Origin of the sequence: Nocardia sp. NPDC059154 (genome assembly GCF_042755705.1) — a bacterium.
Classification (GTDB): Bacteria; Actinomycetota; Actinomycetes; order Mycobacteriales; family Mycobacteriaceae; genus Nocardia.
This window is the reverse complement of the sequence record NZ_JBHZCS010000057.1, coordinates 24667-38766: the sequence shown is the minus strand read 5'-3', so window position 1 is coordinate 38766 and position 14100 is coordinate 24667. Positions and strand designations below refer to the sequence as shown.

Below are 14100 nucleotides of genomic sequence, written 5' to 3'. Positions count from 1 at the left end.
GCGGTCGGCCCGAAGAACGGAATGACCGGATTGGACGCCGCCTCCACATGCAGCAGCACCTGCTCGCCCCCGGCCGCGGGCGCCGCCACGCGGACCCACCGATTCCGCGGATGCAGCCCCTTCACCGGCGTCCCGTCGGCGCGATACACCAGGCCCTCGCATTGAAATCCGGTCATGCCCTGGTCGAACCCGAGATCGATGATCGCCTCGACCGTCCGGCCCGCCCAGCTCGGCGGCACCGTCCCCTCGACGGTGAGCCAGCTGGTGCCCCACGACGCACCCCAGCGGGCGCCCGGCCCGGTCGGAATCCGGGGCGCGGCCAGCCCCTCGGCGACCGGCACCGGTTCGCCCGGCGCCGCCCAGATCGAGGCCCGCAGCGGCACCGACTCCGGATAGACGGCGGGGACGATGCGGTCGAGCACTCGCCCGAGCCTGTCTTCGATCAACCGGCGGTCATCGTGCATGACGGTGGCTCCCTCGGGCGTGGGTCGGGACCGGCAAACCGTGCCGAGCCCGACTCTAGCGGCCCGGGGTCCGCGGGCCGGGAAGATCGCACCGTTGGCGTGGGCCGATTCTCAACGGGCGCTGTCCTGTTCGGACCACTTGGCCATCCAGGCGGTGTTCTCGGTGGCGATGACGGATTCGCAGGCGGCGACGAAGGCGGGCCAGTCGGTGATCACGCTTGTGGCGCGGTCGTCGGCGAGGCTCTGGAGGTGATGGGCGGCGGCCAGGAAGGTCATGGCCAGGTAGTCGTAGCGCTGGGCGGTCAGGTAGGCGGCGATATTGGCGGTGGCCGTGGTGAGGACCGCGACCCAGGGCGCCAGGGCGGTGGGTCCGGTGCCCGGGGTGATGGCGGCGGCGGCCGCGATCAGCGCGGTCGCCATGCCCAGGGCTATCGCGAACCGGCGCCAGCGCGCCGTGCGCTGCGTATACCGGCGGGCCATCGGCCGGTAGTAGTCGTCGATTTGACCCCGAATCCGTTGCTGAACATATGTTTCCGGTGTCATGGCGGCCGGCGGCGGGGTCCCCGGCATCGCATCGGAGTCGACGTAGGGCAGCAGATCCGTCGCGGCGGTGACGATTTCGGCGGCCTTGTGACGCAGGGCGTCGATGCCGATCACGGCGCCGGCGCGGAATTCGTAGATCAGCCGCTTGATGCCCTCCGAGGTCGCGCGCGCCCGCGTCCACGCCCGGACGGTATCGGGGGTGAGGAACTGGATGCCGACGAAGGCGGCGAGGGCCAGGCACACCGCGCCGAGGGCCGCGGCGCAGGTTCGTGCCGGGCCGCCGGAATGCAGCACGGTCGCGGTGGTGGTCGTGCACAACGCTCCGAGGGTGCCGGCCGCGAACGCGGTGATCCGCGCCCGATCGAGGCGGTGTTTCAGCCGCCCGGCGGTCTGTGACCAGCGCAGTCGTTCGGCCCAGAGTTCGGCGACGACCTCGTCGTCGTTCGTGCTCATGTGCCCGCGTCCGGTGCGACCGGCAGGTTCTGGCAGGCCTTGCGGTAGGGGATGCTCGGTGACACCCATTCGTTCCACTCCCTGTGGCTCATATTCGCGCTGAGCTTGTCGCACAACCGGTCCGGCCAGACGGCGGGACCGGGCCAGAGACGGATGGGTGCGCGCCGACCGTCTCCGAAGAATGATCCGATGGTCGCGATCTGGTGGTCGTCGGGGCTGACGGCCAACGCTTGGATGTCATCAGCGGGGCCGACCATCGGTTTGCCGACGGGGAGGCCCGATGCCGTATCCCAGATCCGAACGGTCTTACCGGCCCCCGCGATCAGGTATCGGCCATCAGCACTGAACGAGATGGCGTGGATGCCATGCATGGGATCTCGCATCGAATCACTGATCAGCTTCCGGGAGTCGACATCGAACATCCGGATGGAGTCGGCACTCGCCGAGGCGAATTGGCGGCCATTGGGGCTGAACGCGAGGAAGGTCGAGGTTTCGGTGTCGGAGAGCGGCTCACCGACCTGACGATGGGAGTCCGCATCCCAGACCTCGACTTTGGCGAAGCCACCGTTGGTGACAATGCGTCGGCCGTCCGGGCTGAAGGCTACCGCGCTGACGACCGAGTGTTCGTCGATCGGAGCGCCGATACTGTGTCCGGTGCTCGGATCCCACAGGATCACGCTGTAGTCGATTCCGAGCGTGGGCGACGCCGGGTCGTAGACCCGGAAACCTTCGGTCAGAAAGTTCTTCGGTGTCACTCCGCCGACCGTGGCCAGGCTCGTTCCATCCGGGCTCAGCACCGTGGAGCCCACCGCCTGTTGTGCCTCGATATCCCAGGCGGCCGCGGGTGCACCGGTTTTCGTGTCGAAAGTCGCGACCCGGTAAGAGATGGTCAAATCGTCAATAGATGTGGCGGTCCGCCACTGGCGAAGCTGTTGTCCGGCAACGACATCCCATATCTGGATCGTGCCCGGGAACATGCTTGCGGCAATTCGTCGCCCATCCGCGCTGAACGCCACCGACAGGACGGCCCCGTGTCCGGTGTTGAAGGGGCCCGCGACATGCGCACCGTTCTGCGCATCCCACACCTGTACTGTTCCATCATTGTCCGCAGAGGCGAGCCGGGTGCCGTCCGAGCTGTATGCGAGACGATTCACGGCACTCTTGTCGTGGGCGGTGATCGGTGCCCCCGTGGCCTGCCCGCTGACGCCGTCTCGCAGCTGGATGGTTCCCGCGCTCGCAGCCGCCGCATGGCGTCCGTCGGGGCTGACGGCGAAGGCCGTGATGTCATCCTGTGCTGGCGTATCGAATATCTTCACCTCGTCGGGTGTGACCGACAGCGCGTCGAGGACCGCGCCGTCGTCGGGCTGCGAGCCGATCTGGCGTGCCGCGAGGATCTCCTCGATGGCTCGTGTGTCGCCGCCGGGCCGAGCCCCGGCGAGCATGGCCTGCCCCTCGGAGACCAGGCGCAGTGCGGTCGCTTCGTGGAGCCGCTGATCGGCCTCGTTCTGCGCCAATGTGGCTCGGACGGCGAAGAATCCGGCGACCAGGGCCGCGATGACGGTGAGCGCCAGCACCGCCCGCAGGATGTGTGACCGGCGGCGTAGTCCGGCGGCGTAGGCGCGCGCGTCGTTCAGTTCCTTTTCGTGGCGGCGCTGTTCGGCTGCGGTCTCGGCGTCCTGCCGCTGCCGGGAGGCGGTGAGGAACTCGCGCGCGCAGGCTAGTCGATCGGCGAAATTCGGTGTCGCGGCGACTTTTTCGGCCTCGTGGAGCCGGGCGCCCGCCATCAGCCAGGCGTCGTCGCGTCCGCGGTTCTTCCATTCGGCGGCGGCGCGGTCGAGGCCGTCGGCGGTGCGCAGATCGGTGGCCTCCTCGCGCAGCCATTGGGCGAGCGCGGGCCATTCGCTGAGCAGGCTTTCCAGCGCCACTTCGACGGTGGTCTCGCCGCCGCGTTCGTCCTGGACCACGAGCCGATGGTCGACGAACGCGGCGATGAGCGGGCGGCTGGTGGCGGGCAGGTCGCTCAGGCGCGCGATGCGGCGCAGCGGCTGGTCGTGGTCCGGGGCGATGGTGGCCAGCCAGGGCACGAAGGCGGCGCGCAACTCGGCCAGTTGCCGCGGCCGCACCGAGTCGTCCTGGGCGAGAATCGAATCGATCTCCGACTCGACAACGTGCGCCATCCCGCCCATCGTCCGGTAGTCGGCGACGGTCAGTTCTCCGGCGGCGGCGTAGTCGAGGTACAGCCGCCACAGTGTCAGGGACAGCAGCGGCAGGGGATTCGCGCTGCCCGCGCAGTCGGCGAGCAGCCGTTCCACGAGGTCCTCGCGCACCACGAGCGGATTGCCGGCCGCGGTCGCGCGCTCCGCCGGGCCCTGCACGACCTCGGCGAACCGGGCGGGCTGCAGGGGACGCAATTCGTCGAACACCACGCTCTTCACGGCCGCCAGCGCGGGCGAGGTCTGCAGCGGCTCGTAGTGGTCGGCCCGAATGGTCAGTGCGGCAATGAGATCCAGGCCGTCGGCGACGAGCCGGGCGAGAATCGACTGGAACAACCCGGCCTCGGGTCCGGCCTCACCGCCGAACAGTTCCTCGGCCTGATCCACCGGGAGCACGAGGGTCGGCGGCGCGGTGTCGCTCGAATCGGGCGAGCCGTCCGTAGCGGCCGCCTGTACCTCTCGCAGCCAGATGGTGACCTGCCTCGGATCGGACGCGCATGCCGCCTTGATCGCACCGAGGGTGGGTCGGGTGAGGCCCAGCCGTTGCCGCACCTCGAACAGTGCTGCGGCCAGGCCGATCGGACCCGTCACCGCGGCGCGTTCGGGCCGGACGATGTCGAGCACCAGGAAATGCCGGTCGTCGCGGCGCAACCGGGGGAGTAGTCCGCCCGCAGGAACGACGACTTGCCGGCGCCCGACGGGCCGAGGATGACGAACAGGTTCTCGACGCGGGCGGCCCGCATGCCGCGCAGCATGTCCAGGCCGCGCACGATCTGGGCGTCCCGGCCGAAGTACACGGCCGCGTCGATCGCTTCGAACGGCTCCCATCCGCGATAGGGCGCGCGCCCGGGATCATTCGGCGGCGGCCACTCGAAGTATTCGGCCCCGATACCTGCTTCGCGCAATCCGCGCCGCAGCCGCCGCAGGCCCTCGCTCGCGAATTCGACGGGCGGACCCCCGGGCACCGGGATGGCTGTCATGGGGCCGGGGCCGAACAGATCGCTCTGCTGCCACTCCCGGGTGGATTCGCGGCTCACGAACGGTTCCAGACGCACGGCGAAAATTCGTTTGTTGAGGTTCTCCGCCGTCCGGACCTCGGTGCGGCATTCCGCCGACGAATCCCATGTCTCCGAGATCAGGCAGATCACGGCCTCGCACCGGGAAGTGGCCCGGACCAGGGCATCCTTCCAGCGGACCCCGGGCGCGATACCCGTGTCGGGATCCAGGTCGAGGAAGATCTCGTCGACCAGAGCCGGGTCCGGCTCGACGAGCCAGGCCTTCAGCGCGATAGCCTGCCGGTTGTCCCGGCTGGAATGGCTGAGGAAAATGCGCGCCATTGCCCGAGTGTTGCCAACTCCGGCGGCCGCGTCCTGAGTACCGCATTACTCGAATTGCTCAGGGAATGGGAGCAACCTCCCGGAAATCGCGGTCCCGGGAGGATCAGACCGACGGCGCGGACCGGTAGGGGGCGGCGGCGACCTGGCGAACGACGCGCACCACGGGGACGGTGAGGATGCCGGCCAGCCGGGTGTAGGGCCAGACCGCGATGATCAGCACCACGATGAGTCCGCGCGCCTGGTACAGGATCGGGGCGTGGTCCATGACCGCCGGATCCGGATGCAGGGCGATCAGCGAGCGCGCCCAGGTGAAAAGCGTTTCGGCGGTGCGGTATCGGCCGTCGGTGGACCCGCCGTCGAAGGTCACCAGCACGGCCGACATGAGTGCCGCCGCCAGCAGCGGCAGCGTGATTCGGTCCACCGGGGTCACCCGCTGCCGGATATCGGCGTCGATCAGCGGCGGTATCAGGATGAGCGCCACCCCCGCGATGGTCACCGGGATGGCCACGATCTGAATGGCCGCCAGCACCAGCTGGATACCGTGGCCGGGTCGCGAATGCGGCCCGGACGCAAGCATTTCCACGACCCGCACCACGAACACGGTCGGGAAGCCGGCGCGCACCGCCGTGATCCCGGCCCGCTGTGCGCGATCGATGTGCGGCCCATACAGATACCCGCGGAACCCGTCGCGCCGATACCGCCAGACATGCCCGACCGCGCACGACAGGATGCCGGCGTAAGGCAGCGCCACCCACAACGCGATCATCATGCCCTCACCTCACGAAGTCGGTATCCGCACTACTCGCCGAGCAACTTTCGCACGCCCGACGCCTGCAGAGAAGTGTCGAATCGTGCCAACCCGGCGGACCCGCTCGGGCTCAACTACTGCCAGAGATGAGACATCATGTGTGGGTACCGAACCGGTCGATAATCGGTGAAGGTGAGATCCCGAACGTGGCTGAAATCCGACCACAGCAGTCGGCCACCTTTGAGGCGCACGGGAATTCGCACCCGATTCCGTACCTGCCGCAGTTCCTCGTCGGTGGCGAGGCGCTTCGCGCCTACCGTGCCGTAGAGACGGACCCCGGGCGGGGCGGGGAAGCGCGCCGTCAGCAGGGACCGGAACCAGAACAGCGGACTGCTGTCCACGGCCAGCACGCACACCCGGGAATCGGCGTCCAGGTTGCGGGCCAGCGCCTCGGTGTACTGATCGAAATAGAACCCGGTCGCGGTGTCGCCCAGGAAGACCGTGCCGATCGGCGTGACAGTCGGCGAACCGTCTGCATTCACCGAGGCGATCGCGCAGTGTCCGGCGCGGGATACGGTGTCGCGGATGCGATCCCAGTTCTGGTCGAGTGTCACGCGTGGTCCTGACCGGTTCGGACGGATGGGGCGATTCGAGGGTAACCGGATTCCGGCGAGACAAGTGAGGGCGGTGTGCCGCATTTGCCGGGACAGCGGCGGGGGTGTGGCGCATGATGGCGGCATGGCTTCAGACGCGGCGCGGCGTGCCGTACTCGGAATGGTGTGTGACAGCTTCGCGCCGGGGGACGGGGGTGATCTGCCGGCGGCCTCCGAGCTGGGGGTGGTCGACACCGTCACCGAACTACTCGGGCGCAATCCGCGGGACGCGGAGCGGCGGCAGTTCGAACTGCTGATGCGCGTATGGGATTCACGGCTGTTCGGGTTGCTCAACGGCGCGGGCTGGCGGAAGTTCTCGCGGCTGAGCGCCGAGGACCGGGAGCAGTGGCTGCTGGAGATGGCCAATTCGCGGCTCGAACAGAAGCGGGCGCTGTTCCAGGCATTGAAGGGGGCGGCGGTCACCTCCTATTACTTGACGCCCGGGCCCACCGGGATCAATCCGGTGTGGGATCGGATCGGTATTCCGCCCGCCTTCGGACCGGTCGAGGGCGCGCAGCGCGGGCTCAGCCCGCAGCGTCCGGATGCCGATACCACCGTCGTGTGCGATGTGGTCGTCATCGGGTCGGGCGCGGGCGGCGGCCCGGCCGCGGCGGTGCTGGCCCGGGCCGGGCTCGACGTGGTGGTGCTGGAACGCGGTGAGTACTACGACGATCCGGATTTCGGCATCGGGGAGAAGGAAGGCTTCCTGAAGCTGTACGCCCCCGGCCCGGCCGCCACCGCCGAAGGCCAGCTCGGGCTGGTCGCGGGGACGGCGCTGGGCGGCGGCACGGTGGTCAACTGGACCACCTCCTTCCGCACCCCGGACGATGTCCGCGCGGAATGGGCCCGGCTGGGCGCACGGCAGTTCGCCGAGCAGGAGTACACCGACGCCCTCGAGGCCGTGGTGTCGCGTCTCGGGGTGAACCTCGACCACTCACCCGCCTCGCACCGCGACGAGATTCTCGAGCGCGGCCTGCGTAAGCTGGACTGGCACGTCGAGCCGCTGCCCCGCAATGTCACCCACTGCGATGCCGGAATCGAATGTGGGCGTTGCGGTTTCGGCTGCCGGATCGGCGCGAAGCAGTCGGTGGTCAAGACCTGGCTGGCGGATGCGGCCGAGGCGGGCGCGCGCCTGTTCGTGGGCACCGATGTGCGGCGCATCGTGGTCGCCAATGGCAGCGCCACCGGCGTGGAAGCCGTAACGGCCGAAGGTCGTTCGGTCTGGGTGCGGGCCCGCGCGGTGGTGGTCGCCGCCGGGGCCATCCAGACCCCCGCGCTGTTGCGCCGTTCCGGCCTGGGTAACCGCAATATCGGCGACTTCCTCCGATTGCACCCGGCCACAGCGGTTTTCGGGGTCTTCGACGAGGACATCCGGCCCTGGGAGGGCGGGATGCAGACCCGGTATTCCAAGCAGGACCGTGACCTCGACGGGAACGGTTACGGCGTGATCTACGAGACCGGCCCCATGACACCGGGGATGTCGGTCGGCTTCCAGGCCTGGACCGGCGCGGCCATCCATCGCGACCGCATGCTGAAGCTCGCCAATACCGTTGCCGTCGGTGTGATCACCCGCGACCGCGACCACGGCTCGGTCGAGACCGACCGCCGGGGTGAGGCGGTGGTGCGCTACCGGATCTCCGCCCGCGACGCCGCCCACATGCACACCGGAATCGTCAATGCCGCACGCATTCTGGAGGCGGCCGGGGCGGAGCGGATCTTCTCCGGCCATCAGGCCGGCGTCGGCTACGAGCCCGGCGCGAGCGGTTCGCACGAGGAGTTCGCCGCGCAGGCCGCCGCGGCCGGGTACGCGCCGGGCCGGTGCTCGATGGGCGCGCTGCACATCATGGGCTCGGCCCGCATGGGCGGCTCACCCGCGGATTCGGCCACCAATCCCGACGGTGTCACCTGGGACGTCCCGAATATCGTGGTGGCCGACGGCTCCTGCTTCCCGACCGCCTCCGGCGTGAACCCGATGGTCAGCATCGAGGCCATCGCCCATATGAACGCCACCAGGCTCGCCGCGCGCCTGACCTGACTTCTTCCCGACGTGGCGAGATAGCCCGATCCGCCTGCGCGGCAGCCTATTCCAGCGCCGCGCCGAAGGCGCCGACGATCACCCGATGGATCTGGCCGACGGCCCGGTCGATCGGACCCGTCGGCTGGAACAGATGGCTCAGGGCGAGCCGGACCAGCACCTCGGTCATCGAGGTGAGTTCGGCGTCGTCCATCCCGGCGAGCCCGTACTGGGCCCGGATGGCCGCCGACACCGCGGTGATCGCGCGGCCCAGCACGGGTTCGGTCTCGGTCATCAGGACCGGCAGCAGGGCGGTATCGGTCGCCGATCGCCCGGCCAGCACCGCCTTGAGCAAAGTGTTGTCGGCGCCCGTCCGCAGCGTGAAATCGACCGCCTGGGTCATGCCGGCCGCTACGTCCGCGGGATGCGCGGCCAGGCTCTCGGCGATGCCGACCAGGAACTCGTCGACTTCCTGCTGGACCACCACTTCGGCGAGCTCGTGCTTGTTGGCGAATTCCTTGTAGAGCACCGGCCGGCTCACGCCAACCTCCTTGGCCAGCCGTGACATGTTCACCGCGCCCCAGCCCTCGGTGATCACGATGCGCCGCCCGGCCTCGACGATCCGCTCGCGCAGCAACTGCCGCATCTCTGTCTGGAAGTTCGGCGCTTCAACCACGTCCTGATGGTACATGAGCTCAACCTTCGTCCCGTCGTTGACAGACTGGATCACAGTGTATCTAATGAATACAGTTCTTTGGAAAGTGTAAATGCAAGGAGTACGGCAATGACGACGTCTCGTTCTCGAGTTGGACGCAGCCGGGAGCCGGAGGCTTCGGCCCGCCCCCAGTGGCGTGACCGCAAGCGGTATCTGTGGTTGTTCGGTCTCGTACCCCCGACCGCCCTGTTCGTGGCGATGGTGCTGGTGTGGGCGTTCAACGAACTCGGCTGGTCGGTCGTCGCCCCGGTCTGGTGGTGGATCGGCCCGCTGCTGGTGTACGGGCTGCTGCCGGTGCTGGACCGCTTCTTCGGCCCGGACGGCCAGAACCCGCCCGACGAGGTGATGGAGTACCTGGAGAACGACAAGTACTACCGGTACTGCGTCTACACCTACATTCCCTTCCAGCTGCTGAGCCTGACCGTCGCCTGCTACCTGTGGACCGCGAGCGACCTGTCCTGGCTGGGCATCGACGGCGGCCTCGGCGTGGTCTCCAAGATCGGCCTGGCGCTGAGCATGGGTGTCATGGGCGGCGTCGGCATCAACACCGCGCACGAGCTCGGCCACAAGAAGGACGAATTGGAGCGCTGGCTGTCGAAGATCACGCTCGCCCAAACCTTCTACGGCCACTTCTACATCGAGCACAACCGCGGCCATCACGTGCGGGTGGCCACGCCCGAGGATCCGGCCAGCGCCCGCTTCGCCGAGACGTTCTGGTCCTTCCTGCCGCGCAGCGTGTGGGGCAGCCTGCGCTCGTCGTGGGAGCTGGAGGCCAAGCGACTGGAGCGACTGGGCAAGCGCCCGTGGACGATTCGAAACGACGTGCTCAACGCCTGGCTGATGTCGGTGGTGCTGTGGGGCGTGCTGGCCGCGGTCTTCGGCCCGGCGGTGCTGCCCTGGCTGGTGATCCAGGCGATCTATGGTTTCACCCTGCTCGAGACCGTCAACTACCTCGAGCACTACGGCCTCATGCGTCAGAAGACCGCCAGCGGCCGCTACGAGCGGTGCACCCCGGAGCACAGCTGGAACTCCGATCACATCGTCACGAATATCTTCCTGTACCACCTGCAGCGGCACAGCGACCATCACGCGAACCCCACCCGCCGCTATCAGACGCTGCGCAGTATGGACGGCGCGCCGAATCTGCCCAGCGGCTACGCCAGCATGATCTCGCTGGCTTACTTCCCGCCACTGTGGCGGCGGGTGATGGATCACCGGGTGCTCGAGCACTATTCGGGCGACATCACCAAGGTGAACATCCAGCCCCGCAAGCGTGCGCGCGTGCTGGCGAAGTACGGGGTGGCGTGATGTCGTCCTACCGTTGCCCGGTCTGCGATTACGTCTACGACGAGGCGAAAGGCGCGCCGCGGGAAGGCTTCCCGGCCGGCACCCCCTGGTCCGCCGTCCCCGACGACTGGTGCTGCCCCGACTGCGGGGTGCGCGAAAAGGTCGATTTCGAACCCACTTCCACCTCGACAGGACACCACTCATGAGCGACTACAAACTCTTCCGCTGCCTGCAGTGCGGCTTCGAATACGACGAGGCCCTGGGCTGGCCCGAGGACGGCATCGCCGCCGGCACCCGCTGGGACGACATCCCCGACGACTGGTCCTGCCCGGATTGCGGCGCCGCCAAGAGCGATTTCGAGATGGTCGAGGTCAGCCGCGCGTGAGCGGCCGCATCGTCATCGTGGGCGCGGGCGTCGCAGGTGCCACCGCCGCCCGCACCCTGCGCACCGAGGGCTACACCGGCGAGATCGTGCTGCTCGGCGCGGAACCCGGCCACCCGTACCGCCGCCCCATGGTGTCGAAGGAACTCCTTGCCGGAACCGTCGAGGACCGCCGGACCCTGTTGCAGCCCATGGACTTCTGGCACACCCACCGGATCGACCTGCGCCCCGGCACCACGGTCGAATCCATCGACCCGGGCCCGGCGCTGGTGTGGCTGGCCGACGGCACGGCGATCGGCTACGACACCCTGCTACTGGCCACCGGAGCCCGGCCGCGCGCATTGTCGATGGCTGCCACGCCGGTCCGCCCCGATCTCGACCGCAGGGGTGTCGAGATCGGGGGACGGCGTCCCGACACGGGCGAGCGGATCCACACGCTGCGCGGCCGGGCGGATGCGGAGGTCCTGCGAGAGGCGATCGCACAGGGTGGATCGCTGCTGATCGTCGGGGCCGGGCTGATCGGCTGCGAAGTCGCGGCAACCGCACGCGGGCTGGGTGCGGAGGTCACGGTGCTGGACGCGGCGGCCGTGCCGCTGGAGCGCGTCGCGCCACGGGCGATCGGCAATTATCTCCGGAAGTTGCACGCGGACAACGGGGTCGCGATCCATACCGACGTCCGGCTGACGCATCTCGCCCAGGACGGTGCGGAGGTGGTCGCCGTGGCCGCCGATGACAGCACCTGGACGGCGGCTGCGATGCTGGTCGCGATCGGATCTGTCCCGGACACTGGGCTCGCCGAGGCCGCCGGGCTCGCAGTGGGTGACGGGATTCGGGTGGACGAGCACTATCGGACATCCGCGCCCGGGGTCTATGCGGCCGGTGACGCGGTGGCCCGATTCGATCCCGTGTCGGGCGGGTATCGGCGCGAGGAGCATTGGAACAGCGCCCAGTCCCAGGGTGCGGCGGCGGCCCGATCGATGCTGGGATTGCCCGCCGCGGATGCTGAGGTCCCCTGGGGCTGGTCGATGCAGTATGGCCGGAACGTGCAGTTCGCGGGCGTAATACACGCCGGTGACGAGCTGGTGGTGCGGGGCCGGGTCGAGGCCGGGGACGCGACGGTGCTCGCGCTGCGCGAGGGCCGCGCGACCGGTGCGGTGGCCATTGCCCGGCCGGCGGAGTTCCGGGCGGCAAGGGACCTGATCGGGCGGGGCGCGGTGCTGGATCCCGGTGCTTGCGTGGACGAATCCCGGCCGCTGGCCGAGGCGGTCGCACTGTCCGGACAGTTGTGAGGGCATGCGCCCGCAGTTGAGCTAACCGCCCGCAAAATCCGAAATGCCGCTGGACCAGTCGAATGGTTCAGCGGCATTTCGCATTTGCCGACTCATTGCTGAAACCTGCTGGTAGGACATGCTATTCGCGCGGCGCGCGTATCTTTCCCCGGCCGGTGGCCCCCTGTCAACCCCGCGAGTATTTCCGTGAAGACTGACACGTCAGTCCGAAATCTGTATTACTGTCTCGGTCAGTTCGAACCGGTCAGCAGAGGGGCCGGTCGGCATCGACCAACAGTGGGGCTGTGGGGTGGTGAACATTGGTCGACAAGGCTGTTCGGGGGCCGGAACCGTTGGTACGGCAGGCAATCGAATTCGTTCTCTCGGGGCTGCGGACATTCGGACGCACCATTCAGCAGGCGATCGCGGCATTCCGGTTCCTGGTCGTCGACATCGTCACACTGCGCCATCCGTGGCGTGACACGCTACAGCAGGGCTGGTTCATCGTCAGCGTGACGGCGATTCCCGCTGTGCTGGTGTCGGTTCCGTTCGGCGTCATCGTGGCGGTGCAGGTGGGGAGCCTGACCCAGCAGGTGGGCGCAAGTTCGGTGTCCGGCGCGGCCGGCGGCCTGGGCGTGATCCGGCAGGGCGCGCCCATGGTGACCGCGCTGCTGCTGGGCGGCGCGGCCGGGTCGGCCATCGCCTCGGATCTGGGTGCGCGCACCATTCGCGACGAAGTGGATGCCTTGCGCGTCATGGGAATCGACCCGGTGCGCCGGCTGGTCGCGCCGCGGCTGGCGGCCATGATCGCGCTCACGCCGCTGCTGTGCATGCTGATCATCTTCATGGGCGTGTTCACCGGCTATGTGATCGCCGTCGGTTTCCAGGGCGTGACGCCCGGCTCCTACCTGTCCGCGTTCGCGGCCTTCGCCAAGCTGACCGACCTGTGGGTGGCCATCGCGAAGTCGATCGTCTTCGGGGTGATCGTGCTGGTGGTGTCCTGTCAGCGCGGACTCGAGGCCACGGCCGGCCCGCGCGGGGTGGCCAATGCCGTGAACGCCGCGGTGGTGATCGGCGTGATCGCCGCCTTCGGCGTGAATCTGGTGATCACCCAGCTGGTTTCGATGTTCATCCCGACGCAGGTGGGCTGATGACACAGGTACCCGCCAGATACGCGCCGCTCGGGACGGCGGGCCGGGTCATCGGCGCGAGCGCGCAGGCGCCCCTGTCCGTCTTCGAATCCCTGGGCCACCAGGCGACTTTCGTCTACGAGGTGCTCGCCGCCGTCCCGCACACGCTGCGGATCTACCGGCGCCAGACCATGCTCATCCTGTCCGACATCACCTGGGGCTCCGGGGCGATCATCGTCGGCGGCGGCACCGTCGCGGTGCTGGCGTTCCTGGGCATCGCGGTCGGCGGCTCCATCGGGGTGGAGGGTTTCACCGCGCTGAACATGGTCGGCATGGGCCCGCTCACCGGGTTCGTCTCCGCCTACGCCAATACCCGCGAGATGGCGCCCATGGTGGCGGCCATCGGCTTTGCGGCCCAGGCGGGTTGCCGCATGACGGCCGAGATCGGGGCCATGCGCATCTCCGAGGAGATCGACGCGCTGGAGGCCATCGGCATCCGGCCCATGCCCTTCGTGGTGACCACCCGCGTGATCGCGGGCGTGATCACCATCGTGCCGCTGCACCTGCTCACGCTGATCCTGTCGTACCTGTCGTGCGCGACCGTGGTGAACGTGCTGCACGGGCAGTCCTCGGGTACCTACTACCACTATTTCGACGCCTTCCTGCAGCCCGGCGATGTGCTGGCCTCACTGGTCAAGGCGACGATCTTCGTGGTCGTCATCATTCTCATCCACGGCTACCAGGGCTTCTACGCCTCGGGCGGCCCGGAGGGCGTGGGCCGGGCCTCGGGCCGGGCTATTCGCGCCAGCCTGGTGCTGGTGGTCATCCTGGACATGATCCTCACGATCGTGATCTGGGGCCTGGATGTCGGCATCCGGATCTCGGGGTGAAAC

At 68.6% G+C, this 14100-nt stretch carries 12 protein-coding genes and 2 pseudogenes; 7 read left to right on the top strand and 7 right to left on the bottom strand.

Features of this window, described 5'->3' with window-relative positions; translation table 11 throughout:
- From ACFXN1_RS36945 to ACFXN1_RS36920, 6 genes and pseudogenes are all read right to left on the bottom strand, one after another.
- Positions 1–464: pseudogene (locus ACFXN1_RS36945) on the bottom strand (alpha-mannosidase); the annotation flags it as partial.
- 111 nt (positions 465–575) lie between these two features.
- Positions 576–1460, bottom strand: a complete 885-nt coding sequence (locus tag ACFXN1_RS36940) for a DUF4231 domain-containing protein (RefSeq protein ID WP_379442217.1) — start codon at positions 1458–1460, stop codon at positions 576–578.
- Entirely contained in the window at positions 1457–1831 is a 375-nt protein-coding gene (locus tag ACFXN1_RS36935) for a WD40 repeat domain-containing protein (protein WP_379463809.1), read from the bottom strand. The genes ACFXN1_RS36940 and ACFXN1_RS36935 overlap by 4 nt, the downstream gene beginning before the upstream one ends.
- Before the next feature lie 588 nt (positions 1832–2419).
- A pseudogene (locus tag ACFXN1_RS36930) lies at positions 2420–5010 on the bottom strand (TIR domain-containing protein); the annotation flags it as partial.
- Between the two features lie 103 nt (positions 5011–5113).
- Complete coding sequence (locus ACFXN1_RS36925) at positions 5114–5779, bottom strand: respiratory nitrate reductase subunit gamma (RefSeq protein ID WP_379442219.1); 666 nt, start codon at positions 5777–5779, stop codon at positions 5114–5116.
- 113 nt (positions 5780–5892) lie between these two features.
- The gene (locus ACFXN1_RS36920) at positions 5893–6372 is read right to left on the bottom strand and encodes a pyridoxamine 5'-phosphate oxidase family protein (protein WP_379442221.1); all 480 of its coding nucleotides are present in this window, start codon (positions 6370–6372) and stop codon (positions 5893–5895) included.
- A gap of 124 nt (positions 6373–6496) precedes the next feature.
- Here ACFXN1_RS36920 and ACFXN1_RS36915 point away from each other — a divergent pair, with 124 nt between their 5' ends.
- Positions 6497–8446 (top strand): GMC family oxidoreductase, encoded by a 1950-nt coding sequence (locus ACFXN1_RS36915; RefSeq protein ID WP_379442223.1) that lies wholly within the window; start codon positions 6497–6499, stop codon positions 8444–8446.
- Between the two features lie 46 nt (positions 8447–8492).
- Here the strand turns inward: ACFXN1_RS36915 and ACFXN1_RS36910 are convergent, their stop codons facing one another.
- Positions 8493–9101: a TetR family transcriptional regulator gene (locus ACFXN1_RS36910; RefSeq protein ID WP_379403253.1), complete on the bottom strand. Its 609-nt coding sequence runs from the start codon at positions 9099–9101 to the stop codon at positions 8493–8495.
- Positions 9102–9209: 108 nt separating this feature from the next.
- Between ACFXN1_RS36910 and ACFXN1_RS36905 the strand changes: the two genes are divergently transcribed.
- The 6 genes from ACFXN1_RS36905 (at position 9210) to ACFXN1_RS36880 (ending at position 14097) form a co-directional block, all read left to right on the top strand.
- The gene (locus ACFXN1_RS36905; protein WP_379442225.1) at positions 9210–10448 is read left to right on the top strand and encodes an alkane 1-monooxygenase; all 1239 of its coding nucleotides are present in this window, start codon (positions 9210–9212) and stop codon (positions 10446–10448) included.
- Complete coding sequence (locus tag ACFXN1_RS36900; protein WP_379384828.1) at positions 10448–10633, top strand: rubredoxin; 186 nt, start codon at positions 10448–10450, stop codon at positions 10631–10633. The genes ACFXN1_RS36905 and ACFXN1_RS36900 overlap by 1 nt, the downstream gene beginning before the upstream one ends.
- The gene (locus ACFXN1_RS36895; RefSeq protein WP_354849896.1) at positions 10630–10812 is read left to right on the top strand and encodes a rubredoxin; all 183 of its coding nucleotides are present in this window, start codon (positions 10630–10632) and stop codon (positions 10810–10812) included. Before ACFXN1_RS36900 ends, ACFXN1_RS36895 begins: the two co-directional genes overlap by 4 nt.
- Entirely contained in the window at positions 10809–12098 is a 1290-nt protein-coding gene (locus ACFXN1_RS36890) for an NAD(P)/FAD-dependent oxidoreductase (protein ID WP_379442227.1), read from the top strand. Before ACFXN1_RS36895 ends, ACFXN1_RS36890 begins: the two co-directional genes overlap by 4 nt.
- Positions 12099–12397: 299 nt before the next feature.
- Positions 12398–13228, top strand: a complete 831-nt coding sequence (locus ACFXN1_RS36885; protein WP_379442229.1) for an MlaE family ABC transporter permease — start codon at positions 12398–12400, stop codon at positions 13226–13228.
- Positions 13228–14097: an MlaE family ABC transporter permease gene (locus ACFXN1_RS36880; protein WP_379442231.1), complete on the top strand. Its 870-nt coding sequence runs from the start codon at positions 13228–13230 to the stop codon at positions 14095–14097. Before ACFXN1_RS36885 ends, ACFXN1_RS36880 begins: the two co-directional genes overlap by 1 nt.
- Positions 14098–14100: the final 3 nt, after the last annotated feature.